This window comes from Metapseudomonas boanensis (assembly GCF_042232855.1).
In the GTDB taxonomy this organism is placed as follows: Bacteria; Pseudomonadota; Gammaproteobacteria; order Pseudomonadales; family Pseudomonadaceae; genus Metapseudomonas; species Metapseudomonas boanensis.
In genome coordinates, this window is record NZ_CP113889.1 from 3,729,521 (window position 1) to 3,746,740 (window position 17,220).

Consider the following 17,220-nt stretch of genomic DNA (forward strand, 5'->3'; position numbering starts at 1 on the left):
TTTCCATCCTCCAGTTTCCGAACTGTCTGATTCGTCAATGGTGTGGCGGACAACACTCTACGTATCCACCGTTCCGCTATGCGGCATTCAGGTTCAAGGCTTGCGCAAGTCGATGGCAGGGGCTTTCTGGCCGTCGAACAATTCGACCGGCTCGCGCGGCAAGATGCTTGGGCGACCTTCCTTGTCATGCTCGCCGATGATGCGGATGTCGTTATATTTCTTGCCCGAAAGTGCCGCTATGCCTGCTCGGTCACGCACCACGGTAGGCCTCAGGAACACCATGAGGTTACGCTTGACATGGGTGTCCTTGGTCGAGCGGAACAGTCGCCCCAGTATCGGGATATCACCGAGCAGCGGGACCTTCGAGTCGGTCTTGGTGATGTCGTCCTGGATCAGCCCGCCCAGCACAATCACCTGGCCGTCCTCGGCCAGGATGGTGCTCTTGATCGAGCGCTTGTTGGTGATCAGGTCCACCGCCTGGGCCGTCAGCGTGGCGCTGGGCGCGATGGACGAGATTTCCTGTTCGATTTCCAGACGCAGTGTCGCACCCTCGTTGATATGCGGGGTGACCTTGAGCGTCACACCGATATCCTGACGCTCGATGGTGGTGAACGGATTGTTGGCGCCGGAGGCGTCGGTGGTGAAGGTGCCGGTTTGGAAGGGCACGTTCTGGCCGACCAGGATCTCCGCTTTCTGGTTGTCCAGGGTCAGCAGGCTTGGGGTAGACAGCAGGTTGCTCTTGCTGTTGGCTGAAAGTGCCGTAATCAGGGCCGCGAAGTGATCCGTACCAATGCCGATGATGGCACCGTCCGGCAGCGTGTCGGGAATTTCGTCATCGCGTATGGCGTTGAGCACCGTTCCCACGGAGAGCCCGGTATTACCGAAATTGACTCCGCCGAGCCCGCCGGTGCTGCCGCGGGCATCGACGGCCCACTGCACGCCAAGGGCGTCGGTGATATCGCCAGAGATTTCGACTATGGCGGCCTCGACCATCACCTGCGCACGCGGAACGTCAAGCTGGCGGACAATGTCCTCCATGGCATTGACCACATCGGGCTCTGCCAGCAGCACCAGGGCATTCAGGCTTTCATCTGCGCGAATCAGGATGTTCTGCTGCGGCCGGCTGGTGCCTGCGGCGGCTGGTTCTCCGCCTTCTTGCGGTTGCAAGCCTTCTGATAGCTCGCCGAGGGTCTCGGCCAGGCTCTTGGCATCGTTGTGGCGCAGGCGGATGACACGGGTGTTGGCCGAGCGAGCGGTTGGGGTGTCCAGGGACTGCGCCAGGGCGGCCAGCTTCGCCCGAGCGGCGGGTGGGCCGAGCAGGATCAGGCGGTTGGTACGGGCGTCGGCGATGACCTGGGTGCCCGACGTTCCCTTCGACTGGCCGCGATTGATTGAGCTGTTCAGCACTTCGGCGGCGTCCATGACCCAGGCGTTCTTCAGGTTCAGCACGGTGTAGTCGCGATCACCCTTCTGATCGAGTTGGCGCATCAGGTCCTCGATGCGGGCAATGTTCGCGCTACGGTCGCTGATGATCAGGGCGTTGGCCGAGGGTACTGCAGCCAGGTGGCCATACTGGGGAACCAGGGGACGAATCAGCGGGATCAGTTCGGTAACGGCGCTGTGCTGCACCTGGATCACGCGGGTTTCCAGGCGGTCGCCTGCTGACCGGCTGCTGGTGGCCTCTGACTTGGCTTCGGCATTAGGAATGATGCGTGCCTGGTCGCCTTGTGCGACCACGCTGAAACCATGAGTGGCCATCACGGAGAGAAAAAGCTGATAGACCTCGTTCAGGCCCAGCGGGGCCTTGGATACTACGCTCACCTGGCCTTTCACCCTGGGATCGACGATGAAGGTCTCTCCAGTGATGTCAGCGATCTGGTCGATGAACTCGCGGATGTCGGCATCCTTGAGGTTGATGGTCCAGCCATCCTGCTGCTGCGCCGCGCTTTCCGGATTCGCAGCTGGGGCCGACAGCAGGGGCAGTGGTGTGGCCAGCAGGCCAGCGGCGAGCAGGGCGAAAGTGAGGCGCGAGAAAGTCATGGTCATCGTGTCATTCGCTTTCAAGAGGCTGTTCGGCTGTATCGTCGGCAGGCAGGCTACCGGACTCTTCCATTTCCTGGCGCAGTTTTTCCATTCGCTCGCGAAGTTCTGCCGCGTTGTCTTCCTGCAGGCCACTGAGGTCATCGATCACGTTGCTGGCCGGTTGTCCCGGCGAGGCACTGCCGCTGGCCTGGATTCGCGAACGGGGGGGAGGGAAGCTCAGACTCTCCCGGCGACCGGCGCGTTCAAGTTCAACCCGGTCACGGTAGACGGCGTGAAGCCTGACGCCCGTGGTGATTTCTTCGCCGGCACGGAAACGGCGGGGCTTTCCGCCTTCGTACTGGATGATGGCGATGGAGTGTTCGGGCGTCTCGTGCACGAAGCTGCCGAGCAGCGTCAGGCGCAGGTTGGTACTGGGTGGCGGCGTGTTATCCGGTATGACCTGGACTGGCCCGAATAGCGGTTCGAGGTTGCTCAAGGGCTGTGCGTTGAACATCTGGGCGGGCCCGCTTGGGCTTGAGTCGCTTCCTGTTTCCAGCAGGTGTGCCCATTCGATTGCCTGCCAGGCGAAGCTGGCGCACATCGCCACGGCGATCGATATGCCGACCAGCGCAGGTGCGCGATGATGCAGCCATTGCAAGGAGAACGGTCCGTGCAAGAGGGTTTTACTCCCGGTCTGAACTGATTCTAGTTATAGGAACTGGCGAATCTGCTTTGATCATAGCAGTCCCCTTACTTGCCATCGTCGCGCCAGGGAATGATGTAGGGCAAGTGACGATGTGCTAAAGATACCGTCGATTTTTTACGACCTTAGGTCGCCTTGTTCACAACGATCATGAGAAACCTGAGCCTCGGCTGCACAATCGTCAGATTGCGCTGCAATACTTGACTGGAGGTTGTCGGGAAAAGGCGTGCGCAGATGAACCCCCCACTTGTAGATGCACCTCTGCGGCGACTGCCGTTCGGTTTTGCCAGACGCCATGGCGTCCTGCTGATGGACGCCCCGGCATCGTGCCTGGCTCATCGGCCGGGGGTCGAGTTGGCGGCATTGGCTGAAGCGCGCCGTTTCGCCGGACGCAGCCTGCCGCTCAAACCCTTGACGATGGAGGCGTTCGAGCAGGCGCTTGCGGCGGTCTATCAGCATGACTCCTCAGCCGCCATGCAACTGGCTGAAGACCTGGGTGGCAGTCTGGACCTGGCCGCGCTGGCGGAGCAGATACCCGAAACCGAAGATTTGCTCGAGCAGGAGGATGATGCTCCGATCATCCGCCTGATCAATGCCATCCTCGGCGAGGCCATCAAGGAAAACGCTTCCGATATCCACTTCGAAACCTTCGAAAAGCGCCTGGTGGTGCGTTTTCGCGTGGATGGCATCCTGCGTGAAGTGCTCGAGCCCAAGCGCGAGCTGGCGGCATTGCTGGTGTCGCGGATCAAGGTCATGGCGCGGCTGGATATCGCCGAGAAACGCATCCCGCAGGACGGGCGCATCTCCCTGCGGGTGGCCGGGCGCGAGGTGGATATCCGTGTTTCCACCCTGCCGTCCGCCAATGGAGAGCGGGTGGTGCTGCGCTTGCTGGACAAGCAGGCCGGCCGCCTCACGCTGCAGCACCTGGGCATGAGCGATCGCGACCGTCTCCTGCTCGAAGAAACGGTACGCCGTCCCCACGGCATCCTCCTGGTGACTGGACCCACGGGTTCCGGCAAGACGACGACACTCTACGCCAGCCTGGTGACCCTTAACGATCGCACGCGCAACATCCTCACGGTCGAGGACCCCATCGAGTACCACATCGAGGGGATCGGCCAGACCCAGGTCAATCCCAAAGTGGACATGACCTTCGCCCGTGGCCTGCGCGCTATCCTGCGGCAGGACCCGGACGTGGTGATGGTTGGCGAAATCCGCGACCAGGAAACCGCCGAGATTGCCGTACAGGCCTCACTCACCGGGCACCTGGTGCTGTCCACCTTGCACACTAACAGCGCCATAGGCGCCATCACTCGCCTCGTGGACATGGGGGTCGAGCCATTCCTGCTGTCGTCCTCCCTGCTTGGCGTGCTCGCCCAGCGTTTGGTGCGGGTGCTGTGCCCGCATTGCAAGGAGCCGTACCAGGCGGATGCAGCAGAGTGCGATTTGCTGGGCGTGGCGCCAGCCGCTGCGCCGATGCTCTATCGCGCGCGCGGCTGCGGTGAGTGTCACCAGCAGGGCTATCGCGGGCGAACCGGCATCTACGAACTGGTGGTGTTCGACGACCATATGCGCAGTCTCATCCATAGCGTTGCCTCCGAGCAGGAGATGATCCGTCATGCGCGCCTTTCCAGCGCGAGCATCCGTGACGACGGTCGGCGCAAGGTCATGGAGGGCGTGACCACCGTGGAAGAAGTGCTGCGCGTAACCCAGGAAGAGTAAATGGCCGCTTTCGAATACCTTGCTCTGGATGCCAGGGGCCGTCAGCAAAAGGGCGTCCTCGAGGCCGACAGCGCGCGCCAGGTGCGCCAGTTGCTGCGCGAGCGACAGTTGGCGCCGCTCGAGGTCAAGGCCACTCGAACGCGGGAGCAGGCGGCCGGAGGGCGCTTCAGCCTCAGCCGAGGCCTGTCTGCGCGGGACCTGGCGCTGATCACCCGCCAACTGGCGACGTTGGTCCAGGCCGCATTACCTATCGAAGAGGCGCTGCGTGCCGCTGCCGCACAGTCCAGCAACTCACGCATCCAGTCGATGCTGCTTGCCGTGCGCGCGCGGGTTCTGGAAGGCCAGAGCCTCGCCAGCAGCCTGCGTGAGTTCCCGGCGGCGTTTCCGGATCTCTATCGCGCTACGGTCGCCGCCGGCGAACATGCCGGGCACCTGGGGCCGGTTCTCGAGCAGTTGGCCGATTACACCGAGCAACGTCAGCAGTCTCGGCAGAAGATCCAGCTTGCGTTGCTCTATCCGCTGATTCTGATGTGCGCGTCGCTTGCCATCGTCACCTTCCTGCTGGGGTTCGTGGTGCCCGATGTGGTGAGGGTCTTCATCGATTCCGGCCAGACCCTGCCGTTACTGACTCGTGGTTTGATCGCGCTTAGCGACTTCGTCAAACACTGGGGGTGGTTGGTATTGTTGCTCCTGCTGGGCGCAGTGCTTGGGGGGCGCTGGGCGCTGCGCGATGCCTCGGTGCGCCAGCGTTGGCACGGCGTGGTGCTGCGCGTGCCGCTGCTTGGGCATCTTTTGCGCGCCACCGATACCGCGCGTTTCGCCTCTACCTTGGCAATTCTCACCCGCAGTGGTGTGCCGCTGGTGGAGGCCCTTGGCATTGGAGCGGAGGTGATTGCCAATCGGGTGATCCGCAACCACGTCGTGCAGGTGGCGCAGAAGGTCCGCGAAGGCGGGAGCCTGACTCGAGCATTGGAGGGTAGCGGGCAGTTCCCGCCGATGATGCTGCACATGATTGCCAGCGGAGAGCGCTCCGGCGAGCTGGACCAGATGCTTGCCCGCACCGCGCGTAACCAGGAAAGCGACCTGGCGGCGCAGATTGCCTTGCTGGTCGGCCTGTTCGAGCCCTTCATGCTGATATTCATGGGCGCCGTTGTGCTGGTGATCGTCCTGGCGATCCTGCTGCCGATTCTTTCTCTTAACCAACTCGTGGGGTAATCGCGTGAATCTTCGCCATAGACACTCGGGCTTTACGCTCATCGAAATCATGGTGGTGGTGGTGATCCTGGGCATACTTGCAGCCTTGGTAGTGCCGCAAGTGATGAACCGTCCGGATCAGGCCAAGGTCACAGTCACCAAAGGTGATATCAAGGCCATCGGCGCCGCGCTGGACATGTACAAGCTGGATAACTTCAGCTACCCGAGCACGCAACAGGGGTTGGAAGCACTGGTCAGCCGGCCGTCCGGCAATCCCCCAGCGAAGAACTGGAACAAGGATGGCTATCTGAAGAAGCTTCCGATTGATCCGTGGGGCAATGAATACCAATACCTTTCTCCGGGCAGCAAAGGTGCCTACGACCTTTATTCTCTGGGGGCGGATGGCAAGGAAGGTGGCAGCGATAACGACGCCGACCTAGGCAACTGGGATAACTGATGGACAGCGGTCGACGTAGCCAGCAGTCGGGTGACCGCCCCCGCTGCGTCGCGCCATGCCTATGTGCCTCCCGTGGGTTCACGCTCATTGAATTGCTGGTGGTCATGGTGATCATCGCCTGCCTCGCAGGGCTGGCGGTGATCAGCACGGGCGTCGCCGGTCCGTCCCGTGAACTGAACAATGAGGCCGAACGCTTAGCAGGGCTCATCGGCGTCCTGGCTGACGAGGCTGTGCTGGATAATCGGGAATACGGCCTGCGCCTGGAGCGTGACCGATACCAGGTGCTGTTCTACGACGAGGGTCGAGGCCGGTGGCAGCCGCTGGATGACGGCTCCCGTCAGCTCCCCGAGTGGGCGCAGCTCGATTTCGAGCTGGAGGGCGAGCCGTTGGTGTTGCCCAGCCCTGGGGACGGGAGGGAAGAAAGCGAGGAAAACCCTGCGCCGCAGTTGTTGATCCTGTCCAGCGGCGAGCTCAGTCCGTTCCGGTTGGAGCTGGGTGAGCGACGCAAGGATGGTTTGAAACTGCAATTGAGCAGCGACGGCTTTCGCTTGCCGAGGGTCGAGGCGCTCGCCGGCAAGAGGCCTGGACGATGAAGCACGCTTGTGGCTTCACGCTGCTCGAGGTGTTGGTGGCCTTGGCAATTTTCGCAGTGGTCGCCGCCAGTGTGCTCACGGCCAGCGCTCGCAGCTTGCAGACGGCGTCTCGGCTCGAGGACAAGACACTGGCGATGTGGATCGCCGATAACCGCCTGACTGATCTCCAACTGCGCGAGACTGCTCCGGGCAGTGGGCGCGAGCAAGGAGAGCTGGACTACGCTGGTCGTCGCTGGGAATGGCTCAGCGAGATCGAGGCAACCAGCGATCCCGCGTTGCGTCGCGTCACGCTTTGGGTGGCCCCGCGACAACAGCGGAGCAAGGGCAAGCTGGAGGAGCGCGCCGTGGTCCGGCTTGTGGGCTTCCTGGGGGGCGCACCATGAAGCGCATGGCGGGCTTCACGCTGCTGGAGCTGTTGATTGCCATCGCTATCTTCGCAGTGCTCGCATTGGGCACCTGGCGAATGCTTGATGCCGTTCTGGATACCGATGCCGCCACCCGCGTTCAGGAGCAGCAAGTGCGCGAGCTGGTCAGGGCCATGGCCGCCTTCGAGCGGGATGTGGCGCAACTGGTGCCGCGCCCTGTCCGCGACGCCTATGGCGAGCCACGCGCGGCGCTTCTGGGGGAGCATGGCGGCGAGAGCGAGAGTCTCGAGTTGACTCGCAGTGGCTGGCGAAACCCCTCAGGTGCACAGCGCTCGCGCTTGCAACGTGTGCGCTGGCAGTTGTCGGGCGAGCGGCTGGAGCGGCGCTACTGGAGCGTCCTGGACCAGGCCCAGGACAGCCTGCCCCAGGTCCAGCAAGCCCTGGATGGCGTCACCCGGTTGCAGCTACGTTACCTGGATGACGCTGGTAGCTGGCAGAAGGTCTGGCCGCCCGCCGGGCTCGCCGAGGATGAACGTCTGGAGCGGCTTCCCCGGGCTCTCGAACTGATCGTTGAACATCGTCGCTATGGCGAATTGCGACGTGTGCTGCGTCTGGTGGACACGCCTCCCAAGGACCTCCAGGCCAGCGGGGGAGCGCCAAAGGACGAGCAGCAGGCTAAGCCCGATGAGGTTTCGGGCGATCAGGAGGTGACGCCATGAAGCGGCAGCATGGCGTTGCGCTGATCACCGTGATGCTGGTAGTGGCCGTAGTCACCGTTGTGTGTGCTGGCCTCATCGCGCGCCAGCAGCTTGCGATCCGTTCCAGCGCCAATCAGCTCCATGTGCGTCAGGCCATGCAGTACGCCCTGGGTGGCGAGGCCCTTGCCCAGGCGATCCTTGTCCGCGACTTGCGTCAGGGTGACCCGCGCACGCCCATCGATCACTTGGGCGAAGCCTGGGCACGCCCGGTGAGCAACTTCCCCCTGGATGACGGCGGGCTCTTGAGCGTGCGAATCGAGGATCCCTGCGGCCGCTTCAATCTCAATAGTGTGGTTCGCCAGGGGCAAGTGAACGAGCCGGCGCTGCAGCAGTTCCGCCGTCTTTTGCTGCGCTTGCATATCGAGGCGCCATACGCGGACCGCCTGGTCGACTGGGTGGATACCGATCAGGACCCTTCCGGCGCCAATGGCGCAGAGGACAACCAGTATTTACTGGGGCAGCCACCTTACCGTGCGGCCAACCGATCAATCAGCGATCTCTCCGAGCTGCGGTTGGTGTTGGGCATGAGCGAGGTGGACTACCGCAAGTTGTTGCCTTTCGTCAGCGCGCTGCCCGAGGGCGCGGAGCTCAATGTCAACACGGCAGGGTCAATGGTGTTGTCTACCTTGTCCGATACGCTTGACCCAGAAGGGGCAGCCCTGTTGGTCGCAGCGCGGGGCGATGGCGGTTATCGCAGCCTGGATGCCTTCCTGGCTCAGCCCGCATTGGCCGGCATGGGGCTGGAAGCAGAAGGTTTGGCGGTCGGTAGTCAGTTCTTTCTGGTGACCAGTGAGGTTAGGCTCGCTGGGCGCCGACAGGTTTTGGTGAGTACTTTGCAGCGTGGCAGCGATGGCAAGGTACGGGTTATCTCGCGTGATCTCGGGCAGGGCGGTTTGCCGCCAGCGCCCATCAAGGAGCCGCAGTCATGATTCAGGCCTGCATCTTCCTTCCGGTCGCGGCGTGCGGCGGGGCCGATGCCGAATTGGAGGTAGTGCTTTGGCAGGACGGTAGTGCCCGCCACTTGCCGTTTGCCAGGGCCGTGGAGGAGGTCGCTTCGCCCTGGCGGATGATCCTCCCAGTCGAGGCGGTCACCTGTTGTGCCGTGCGCCTGCCGACCCGCAAGGCGCGCTGGTTGCGCCAGGCGCTGCCCTTTGCCGTCGAAGAGATGCTCGCTGAGGAGGTGGAGAAGCTGCATCTCGCAGTCGGTGATGTGTTGACGGACGGCCGGCACCGGGTCTTCGCCGTGCGGCGTAGCTGGTTGGTTGCCTGGCTTGAGTTGGCTCGGCAAAGGGGTTTGGCACCGGTCTCCATCGAAGTGGATGCCGATCTGCTGCCCGGCGAGGGGACTCAACTGCTCTGGCTCGGCGAACGCTGGCTGCTGGGCGGTCAGGGGAACAGTCGCCTCAGTTTCCATGATGAGGATTGGCCGCACCTGCTGGCTGCGTGCCCGGTGCCTCGCTCAGGGCACGCTCCTGTTGAGAGACAGGTACTTGAGGGTGTGGATGCCTGGCGCATGGAGACGGACGGCTACGGCTGGTTGGCGATGCGTCGGGGCAGCGACCTGGCACAGGGCGAGTTCGCCTTCCGGGAGGAACGGCAGGATTGGTTGCGATGGAAGCCGGTGCTTGGGTTGGTGGGCGTCTGGTTGATGCTGCAGTTCGGCTTCAACCTTGTACAAGCGTGGCAGTTGCGCCATCAGGGCGATGCCTATGCCAGTACCAATGAAGCGCTCTATCGCGAGTTATTTCCTCAGGACAGCAAGCTGGTGAATTTGCGGGTGCAATTCGACCAGCACTTGGCACAGGGCGAGCGTTCCGGTCAGGGGCGTCTCCTGGGTTTGTTGGGGCAGGCCGCGCAGGCACTGATCGCAGAAGGCGCCCAGGTAAGGGTCCAGCAGCTGGATTTCAGCGAGAGCCGTGGTGACCTGGCCTTGCAAGTGCTGGCGCCTGGTTTCAATGAACTTGAACGACTGCGCGAACGCTTGATCGGTGCCGGCCTTGCCGTGCAGATGGGCTCAGCCAGTCGTGACGAGGCAGGCGTCAGTGCGCGCCTGGTAATAGGAGGATGATCATGCTCGACTCGATCAGGACGCCTTTGCAGGCTCAGTGGCAGTCCTCCGGACTTGCGACCCGCTGGCGGGGACTGCCGCAGCGTGATCGGCTGGCATTGCTGGTACTCGGCTTGTTCCTGTCGGTTGTGCTGCTCTATCTCATCCTATGGCTGCCTGCGGAACGCCGGCTTGAGGAGGCGCGCCAGCATTACCTGTCGCAGCGCGAGCTGCATGCCTATCTGCAGCAACGGGCCCCTGAGGCCAGGGCGGTCCGCGTCCAGCCTCAGCTCCGAATCGAGCCGGAGCGGCTGCAGGGAATGGTCACAGCAACAGCGGCAGAACAAGGCTTGGCGGTGGAGCGAATCGACAGCGAAGCGCCCGGTGTGTTGCAGGTGAGCCTGCAGCCGGCCGCGTTTGCCAGCCTGTTGCGCTGGTTTGCCGTGCTGGAAGGGCAGGGTGCGCGGATCGATGAGGCAGGCCTTGATCGCAGTGAGAACGGCCAGGTGACCGCTCGTGTGACGCTCCGGGTTGAGTGACGTTCGGTCGGGCACGTTACTCGTTTCTGTTTCTCGGTGGTGCTTGCCGAGCGACGGTCGCTCCGAGTTGGTGCATTGGGAGTCGGCCTCAATGTCCCAGTATGTTGCGGCGAGTGCGGTAAGCATTTGATTGTTGCGTGTCTTGGGGCGACCCTCTCAGGGATCGGATCCTAGGATCCAAATGACCTTTTTTGAAGAAAAATTCCATACGGGGTGTTGACTTAGCGAGGCTGTCTGCGTAAATTGCGCGCCTCGCAAGGCGAAGGGTGATTAGCTCAGCCGGGAGAGCATCTGCCTTACAAGCAGAGGGTCGGCGGTTCGATCCCGTCATCACCCACCATCCTTGTGAGATTTCGGACGTAAGTCCGGCCGACGCGCAGCGGTAGTTCAGTCGGTTAGAATACCGGCCTGTCACGCCGGGGGTCGCGGGTTCGAGTCCCGTCCGCTGCGCCATATTTCCATGTTCGAGTTAATCGGGCATGAGGCAGTAAGAGCCATCACGGTTCATCCTGCCAGACGCTCAAAAGGTTTCACCGGACGCAAGTCCAACCGACGCGCAGCGGTAGTTCAGTCGGTTAGAATACCGGCCTGTCACGCCGGGGGTCGCGGGTTCGAGTCCCGTCCGCTGCGCCATATACGAAAGCCCTCAGGTAGCGATACCTGGGGGTTTTTTCTATGGTCTCGAAATGTGCTCCATTGCCTTGTCTTCGCCTGCGGGGCGAAGGAGGGCTCGCCTGATGAGTTCATTCCCCCTCACACAGGCCTTGAGCCTCTGACATCCTTTTCTTTGCCTTGGATTAATGAATCGTTCATCTCGAACCACTAGTGTTCTGGCATGGTCTTTGTTTACAAGAACATATCAAACTCAGGAGAGCCGATGATGGACGATTACCAGGACGAAATTCTCGATTCCCGTGCTTCCGAACGGGACTATCTCGAGCCGGCGGACGACGCCACCGAGATGTGATCAGCCTGCGTGGCGCTGGTTGCGTCGGAACTCCCCAGGAGTGCTTCCACTCCAGCGCTTGAAGGCACGCTGGAAGGCTTCGGCCGAGGCAAAGCCGAGCAAGTAGGCGATCTCCCCGAAGACCAGGTCGGTATCGCGGATGTAGGCCATCGCCAGGTCGCGGCGGGTTTCATTGAGGATGGTACGGAACTGCGTGCCTTCCTCGGCGAGTTTGCGCCGTAGTGTCCAGCTGGGCAGTTGCAGGCGCGCAGCCACTTCATCCAGATCAGGTTCGCGACCGTGTAGCAGTGGCCCCAGCAGTTGGGTGATCCGCTCACGCAAGCTGCGCGTCCGCGTCAGTTGCTGCAACTCCCGCTCGCAAATCTCCAGGAGCTGCCTCCAGGTGCTGGGGCAGTGTTCCTTTCCTCGAGATGCCAGCGTTTGCTGCGTCAGGCGTATCTGGTTACCGCTGGCGCCGAATTCCACAGGGCAGCCGAATGCGTCGCTGTAGCGTTCGGCATAGGCCGGTGCAGGAAACTCGATCTCGACCTTTTCCACGTTGATCTCGGTGCCGGCCAATTGGCTCAGGTAGCTCTTCCAGCCCGCGAGCACGGAATCCACGACAAAGCGGTTGTAGGCGTTATAGGGGCTGATCGAGTAGAAGCGCAGCCAGGCGCCGCGGCGGTCTTCGTGGAAGCTCGATTGCCCGCGATAGTTGCTGGCGTAGAGGCGTTCGAACCGAGTCAGGCAGCGTGCGGCCTCGCGAAGGTTGGGTGCCTGGGCGGCACATACACCCGCTAGCCCCAATTGGCTCAAGCGGCTGAGCCGGCCCATAGCTAGTCCCATGGCTGGATTGCCACTCAACTGAATGGCCGCATGCCCGAGGCGCATATAGCGTGGAATCGATAGGCGCGCCTGGGGTTCGGCAAGGCGTGCAGCGTCTAGTCCGAATTGCTGTAACAGGTCTGTGGCGGAGTGTCCTGATTCCTCGATGGCGGCTGCGAGGCTATGGACGAAGCCCACGGAGAGGTCGCCGAGCTTGACCCGCTGGCCTTTCATGGTGAATCCAGCCAGACATTGAGCAGATGAGTGCCTGGGGCATTGTTGGCCTGGGCGATGTCGGGGGGCGTCAGTGCACTACCGCTTGGCGCACCCTGCAAGGACCACAGGCGACCGCGAAGGAAGGTCGGCAGGCTCGCCGAGCCATTCGAATTGGCGACGGTCACGTCATTCTGGGGGAAGCCTTGTGCCCAGCTGCGTTTGATCGTGATCTGCAATACGCCGGTATCCAGGTGCTGCAGCGTCACCTCCTGACTGCTTTCAGGCCAGGGTTGGCGATAGGGTTTGCCCAGCACCTGGCCATCGGGGGAGAACGCCAGGGCAAGGTTGTAAAGCTCGCCGTGACCGCTGTGGAGCTTGCCTTCCTTGAAGTAGGGCGTGGGCAACACGATGGAGCCGGCCAGCAGGGTCACGCCGTATTCTCTGGCCAGGCCGCTGAAGAGCTTCTGGTAGTCCCGCGCCATTCGCTTTGCCTTAGTGCGCAGCAGGGCTTCTTCCACGCCCTGTCCTTGAAGGAACAGGCGGCCGATCAACGTTGGGTGGCTCAGTTTGAGCAGCGTATCGGCTTCGTCCAGCGAGCGGGCCTGATAAAGACTCTGTTTCTCGCCGCGAAGCAGCAGCCAGGTGCCGATCTGGTCTGGCAGGGCAACCACGGTGTTCTTGTTCAGCAAGCCTGCGGTGCGAGCCGCATCCAGGCTCGCTGCCAGTTTGCGGCGCAGGAAGGCGGGGTCGCGGTAGTCGCTTGGATAGAGCGATGGGCGGATGACCAGCAGGTTTCCGCTCTCGGCGGCCCGGCCATGATCACTAGCGACGCTGGCGCGAAGGTCCGAAAGGTAATGCGCGCGCGGGCGCTCGCCGGTCCATACCGCATAGGCAGTCAGGCAGGCAACGAGGATGGCGGCAAGAAGGGGCGTCAGGAGCTTGCGCATGGCGATCGACAGCAGTGTGTGTGCAGGTCAGGGTAGGTGAGCGGGACCGGATTGCCAAGTGGTGCTGTCAGTTATGGTCAGTAACTTGTCAGTTTCGATCATTGAGGCGAGGCGGGCTGCTCTTTATCGTCTGGACCATAACCGATCCTGGCCCGCCGCAGGCTAGGGCATACCGTGAACAGCAATGCCTGTTATGGAGGAACCATGACCGACGCCCATTACCCGAACCTGCTCGCTCCCCTCGATCTGGGCTTTACCACCTTGCGCAACCGGACCTTGATGGGCTCGATGCACACTGGGCTGGAAGAGAAGCCCAATGGCTTTGAGCGCATGGCAGTCTACTTTGCCGAGCGTGCGCGTGGCGGCGTCGGCCTGATGGTGACCGGCGGTATTGGCCCGAATGCCGAAGGCGGTGTCTACGCCGGGGCAGCCAAGCTGACCACTCGTGAAGAGGCCGACAAGCACCGGATCGTGACCCGTGCGGTGCATGAGGCGGGGGGCAAGATCTGCATGCAGATCCTCCACGCCGGTCGTTATGCCTATAACCCGAAGCTTGTGGCGCCGAGCGCGATTCAGGCGCCGATCAATCCTTTCAAGCCCAATGAACTGAGCGAAGATGGCATCGAGAAGCAGATTCAGGACTTCGTGACTTGCGCACAGCTCGCTCAGGAGGCGGAGTACGACGGGGTTGAGGTCATGGGCTCCGAAGGCTACTTCATCAACCAGTTCCTCGTTGCTCACACCAACCAACGTACCGACCGCTGGGGTGGCTGCTATGAGAACCGTATGCGCCTGCCGGTCGAGATCGTCCGTCGGGTGCGCGAAGCCGTAGGGCCCAACTTCATCATCATCTACCGCCTGTCCATGCTGGACCTCGTGGAAGGTGGCAGTACGTGGGACGAGATCGTCACCTTGGCCAAGGCCATCGAAGCCGCCGGTGCCACGCTCATCAACACCGGTATCGGCTGGCATGAGGCGCGTATCCCGACTATCGCCACCAAGGTGCCGCGTGCCGCGTTCACCAAGGTCACCGCCAAATTGCGCGGCGAGATCAGGATTCCGCTGATCACCACCAACCGCATCAATACGCCGGAAGTAGCCGAGCAGGTGCTGGCCGAGGGTGATGCCGACATGGTGAGCATGGCACGGCCCTTCCTGGCTGACCCGGACTTCGTCAACAAGGCGGCTGAAGGCCGTGCTGACGAGATCAACACCTGCATCGGCTGCAACCAGGCCTGCCTGGACCACACTTTCGGCGGCAAGCTGACCAGTTGCCTGGTCAACCCGCGTGCCTGCCACGAAACCGAGCTGAATTACATCCCAGCCACCCAGATCAAGAAGATCGCGGTCGTTGGCGCCGGGCCGGCAGGCTTGTCTGCCGCCACCGTGGCTGCCGAGCGCGGCCACCAGGTCACGCTGTTCGATGCCTCCGCCGAAATCGGTGGGCAGTTCAACGTTGCCAAGCGCGTGCCGGGCAAGGAGGAGTTCTATGAGACCTTGCGCTACTTCAAGCGCAAGCTCGAAATTACCGGCGTCGAACTGCGCCTGAACACCCGCGTGAGTGCTGAGGATCTGGCCGGGGGCGGCTTCGACGAGGTGATTCTGGCCACCGGTATTGCCCCACGTATTCCGGCGATTCCGGGCATCGAACATCCGAAAGTCATCGGTTACCTGGATGCGATTCTCGAGCGCAAGCCGGTTGGCCAGAAAGTGGCGGTCATCGGTGCGGGCGGCATCGGCTTCGATGTGTCCGAGTTCGTCACCCACCAAGGCGAGTCCAGTAGCCTGGACCGCGAAGTGTTCTGGATGGAGTGGGGGATCGACCGCAAACTGGAGGCGCGTGGTGGTGTTGCCGGAGTCCTGGCTCAACCCCATGTGGCTGCGCGCCAGGTATTCCTCCTGCAGCGCAAGAAGTCGAAAGTGGGTGACGGTCTCGGCAAGACCACGGGGTGGATCCACCGTACTGGCCTGAAGAACAAGCAGGTGCAGATGCTCAACTCGGTGGAGTACCTCAAGGTCGATGACGAGGGGTTGCACATTCGCATTGCCGAAGGTGAGCCGCAGGTTCTACCGGTTGATACAGTGATTGTCTGCGCCGGCCAGGATCCCCTACGGGAATTGCATCAGGACTTGCTCGATGCTGGCCAGAGCGTACACCTGATCGGCGGCGCTGATGTCGCCGCCGAACTGGATGCAAAGCGCGCCATCAACCAGGGTTCGCGCCTCGCTGCCGAACTCTGATTCAGGACCCCGCCCAGGGGGCTCCCTGGGCGGCCAATCCTTGTGGGGCCGCCCAAACCAGATCACATTTCCATCTCGCCGCTTGTCTGTCGGGGCACGTTCACCAGGCGTCTGCCAACCCAGTCACATTGCTTGCGCGTTATTATCCCCTAGACTTGGCCGAATTCTGGACGAACGCACCCATTTCAGGAGCGGCCGCAGTCCAAGGAACGCCCCGTCCCGCCGGGACCCACCGTGTTGGCCTCGAGGTAGAGTGATGAGCATGCAGAAAAAGGCGCAGTTGGTAGAAGCCGTCGTCTTCTTCAGCGAGCACGGCGTTAGTAAGCAAATGCTCTATCCAGAGTTCGAGGCCATGCTCGATGGGGTGGTCGGGCTGCCTGAATTCGCGGACCACCAGGTGCGGCTGGTTTATGTATTGTTAAATACCCGTTTGCAGGCGCGTTCTGCGGTTTTCTTCTACTTGGACTTCGATGAGAACGGCCGCGCCGACACGGGCTGGAACCTGCCGCTGCGGCAGCTTGCCGAGCGGGCCGGGCGCGGACCTGACCTTGGCGCAGGCCCCATCCGCCTAGCCTGTCGAAGCCAGTGCCCGGTGCCATGGCAGCAAATGCACCTGTGGGATCCCAATCTCGGGCCGGAAGGCAACGACCTGGTGCTGTTGCGCGACGCGCTCAAGGTCAACAGCCTGGGCTTGTTGCTCGAGGACGAGGCTACGCAAGCCCTGGATGCCGAGCGATTGCAAATTGCATCTGAAGACAGCTGGTATGCGCCGCCCGAACCCACCAAGGAGATGGCTGAGCAGCTTGCCGAGAAGATGGAGAAAGAGCACCGCCTGAAGGCGGCGCAGCTGGTTCGCCAGCAGCGCTTGCGGCTCGAGGCGCTTAACCAGCAGAACGAGGAGGCCATGGCCAGGTTGCGTCAGGCCGCGGAGGCTAGTCGCATCGCTCTGCAGGAGCAGATCCATGACTTACAGCATGCGCTGCGCCAGGAGCAGGACCTCAATGCGGGACTGCAGGCTCAGCTGGCATCTGAAGTCGAGCGGTTCCAGGCCAGCCGTGAGGAAATGGCGCAGCAGCTCAGGGCCCTTGAGCGCCACGGACGGACCGAGGCCGACATCCTGCGTACCCAGTTCGAGGGCGAAGTCGAGGCGCGAGTCGCAGCGGTGGTTGCTGAGTACCGTGAGCAGATCGCGGTTCGCGATGTCGAGCTTGCCTGCCGCAACCAGTTGGACATGCAGTTCCAGGCGGAAATTGATCGCTTGCGGGTGGAGTGTCAGGCGCTAGCCGATCAGTCCGGTCAGGCCATGCTGGAGCGTCTGGCGGAGTTGGGCGTGGTGTTCGTGGTATATCACCCGGGCGCTGGCCACCTGACCATCCCGCTGCATGATCTCGTGCGTTACCAGGATAATCCCGAGGCTTATGCCGCAGCCAAGTGCTTCGTCTCGGAAGCCCAGTATCGTCACTGGTTGGCCCATTACCAGCAGCCCAGTTGCGAAGCTAGCCTGCCTAATGGCGAACGTTGTGCGATGCCTATTGATCGAGTCGAAGCACCTAGTCGCTTCATCATCGGTGAATCCAACTGCTGCCCGCGCCACAAGGCCGGGGGGCGCCTGCGCACGGCTGGCTAGGGTACCTGCCGCTGGATC

General features: G+C 62.3%; 15 protein-coding genes and 3 tRNA genes. 14 read left to right on the forward strand and 4 right to left on the reverse strand.

Going from position 1 to position 17,220, the window contains the following annotated elements:
* Window positions 1–93: 93 nt before the first annotated feature.
* Together gspD and OXH74_RS17385 are read right to left on the reverse strand one after the other, a co-directional pair.
* The gene (gene gspD, locus OXH74_RS17380; RefSeq protein WP_375738091.1) at window positions 94–2,046 is read right to left on the reverse strand and encodes a type II secretion system secretin GspD; all 1,953 of its coding nucleotides are present in this window, start codon (window positions 2,044–2,046) and stop codon (window positions 94–96) included.
* Window positions 2,047–2,050: 4 nt separating this feature from the next.
* Complete coding sequence (locus OXH74_RS17385; RefSeq protein ID WP_375738092.1) at window positions 2,051–2,680, reverse strand: type II secretion system protein N; 630 nt, start codon at window positions 2,678–2,680, stop codon at window positions 2,051–2,053.
* A gap of 279 nt (window positions 2,681–2,959) precedes the next feature.
* Between OXH74_RS17385 and gspE the strand changes: the two genes are divergently transcribed.
* The 12 genes from gspE to OXH74_RS17445 all read left to right on the forward strand — a co-directional run bounded on the left by gspE (window position 2,960) and on the right by OXH74_RS17445 (window position 11,033).
* Window positions 2,960–4,447: a type II secretion system ATPase GspE gene (gene gspE, locus OXH74_RS17390; protein WP_375738093.1), complete on the forward strand. Its 1,488-nt coding sequence runs from the start codon at window positions 2,960–2,962 to the stop codon at window positions 4,445–4,447.
* Entirely contained in the window at window positions 4,448–5,662 is a 1,215-nt protein-coding gene (gene xcpS, locus OXH74_RS17395) for a GspF family T2SS innner membrane protein variant XcpS (protein ID WP_375738094.1), read from the forward strand.
* Between the two features lie 4 nt (window positions 5,663–5,666).
* Window positions 5,667–6,098, forward strand: coding sequence for a type II secretion system major pseudopilin GspG (gspG, locus tag OXH74_RS17400; RefSeq protein WP_375738095.1), 432 nt, complete (start codon window positions 5,667–5,669; stop codon window positions 6,096–6,098).
* Window positions 6,098–6,691 (forward strand): type II secretion system minor pseudopilin GspH, encoded by a 594-nt coding sequence (gspH, locus tag OXH74_RS17405; protein WP_375738096.1) that lies wholly within the window; start codon window positions 6,098–6,100, stop codon window positions 6,689–6,691. Before gspG ends, gspH begins: the two co-directional genes overlap by 1 nt.
* Entirely contained in the window at window positions 6,688–7,074 is a 387-nt protein-coding gene (gene gspI, locus OXH74_RS17410) for a type II secretion system minor pseudopilin GspI (RefSeq protein ID WP_375738097.1), read from the forward strand. Before gspH ends, gspI begins: the two co-directional genes overlap by 4 nt.
* A complete protein-coding gene (gene gspJ / locus OXH74_RS17415; protein ID WP_375738098.1) occupies window positions 7,071–7,775 on the forward strand; it encodes a type II secretion system minor pseudopilin GspJ in 705 nt (234 codons plus the stop codon). Before gspI ends, gspJ begins: the two co-directional genes overlap by 4 nt.
* The gene (gspK, locus tag OXH74_RS17420; protein ID WP_375738099.1) at window positions 7,772–8,743 is read left to right on the forward strand and encodes a type II secretion system minor pseudopilin GspK; all 972 of its coding nucleotides are present in this window, start codon (window positions 7,772–7,774) and stop codon (window positions 8,741–8,743) included. Before gspJ ends, gspK begins: the two co-directional genes overlap by 4 nt.
* Window positions 8,740–9,882, forward strand: a complete 1,143-nt coding sequence (gene gspL / locus OXH74_RS17425; RefSeq protein ID WP_375738100.1) for a type II secretion system protein GspL — start codon at window positions 8,740–8,742, stop codon at window positions 9,880–9,882. Before gspK ends, gspL begins: the two co-directional genes overlap by 4 nt.
* Before the next feature lie 2 nt (window positions 9,883–9,884).
* Window positions 9,885–10,400, forward strand: a complete 516-nt coding sequence (locus OXH74_RS17430; RefSeq protein ID WP_375738101.1) for a type II secretion system protein M — start codon at window positions 9,885–9,887, stop codon at window positions 10,398–10,400.
* A 264-nt stretch (window positions 10,401–10,664) separates the two neighbouring features.
* Window positions 10,665–10,740, forward strand: a tRNA-Val gene (locus OXH74_RS17435).
* A gap of 36 nt (window positions 10,741–10,776) precedes the next feature.
* Window positions 10,777–10,853 (forward strand) — tRNA-Asp (locus OXH74_RS17440).
* A gap of 103 nt (window positions 10,854–10,956) precedes the next feature.
* Window positions 10,957–11,033, forward strand: a tRNA-Asp gene (locus tag OXH74_RS17445).
* 334 nt (window positions 11,034–11,367) lie between these two features.
* Here the strand turns inward: OXH74_RS17445 and OXH74_RS17450 are convergent.
* Together OXH74_RS17450 and OXH74_RS17455 are read right to left on the reverse strand one after the other, a co-directional pair.
* Window positions 11,368–12,405 (reverse strand): AraC family transcriptional regulator, encoded by a 1,038-nt coding sequence (locus OXH74_RS17450; protein WP_375738102.1) that lies wholly within the window; start codon window positions 12,403–12,405, stop codon window positions 11,368–11,370.
* Entirely contained in the window at window positions 12,402–13,334 is a 933-nt protein-coding gene (locus OXH74_RS17455; protein ID WP_375738103.1) for a hydrolase, read from the reverse strand. Before OXH74_RS17455 ends, OXH74_RS17450 begins: the two co-directional genes overlap by 4 nt.
* A gap of 204 nt (window positions 13,335–13,538) precedes the next feature.
* Here OXH74_RS17455 and OXH74_RS17460 point away from each other — a divergent pair, with 204 nt between their 5' ends.
* A complete protein-coding gene (locus OXH74_RS17460) occupies window positions 13,539–15,575 on the forward strand; it encodes an FAD-dependent oxidoreductase (RefSeq protein WP_375738104.1) in 2,037 nt (678 codons plus the stop codon).
* Between the two features lie 256 nt (window positions 15,576–15,831).
* On the forward strand, window positions 15,832–17,202 hold the full coding sequence (locus OXH74_RS17465; protein ID WP_375738105.1) for a chromosome partitioning protein ParA: 1,371 nt from the start codon (window positions 15,832–15,834) through the stop codon (window positions 17,200–17,202).
* Window positions 17,203–17,220 lie beyond the last annotated feature (18 nt).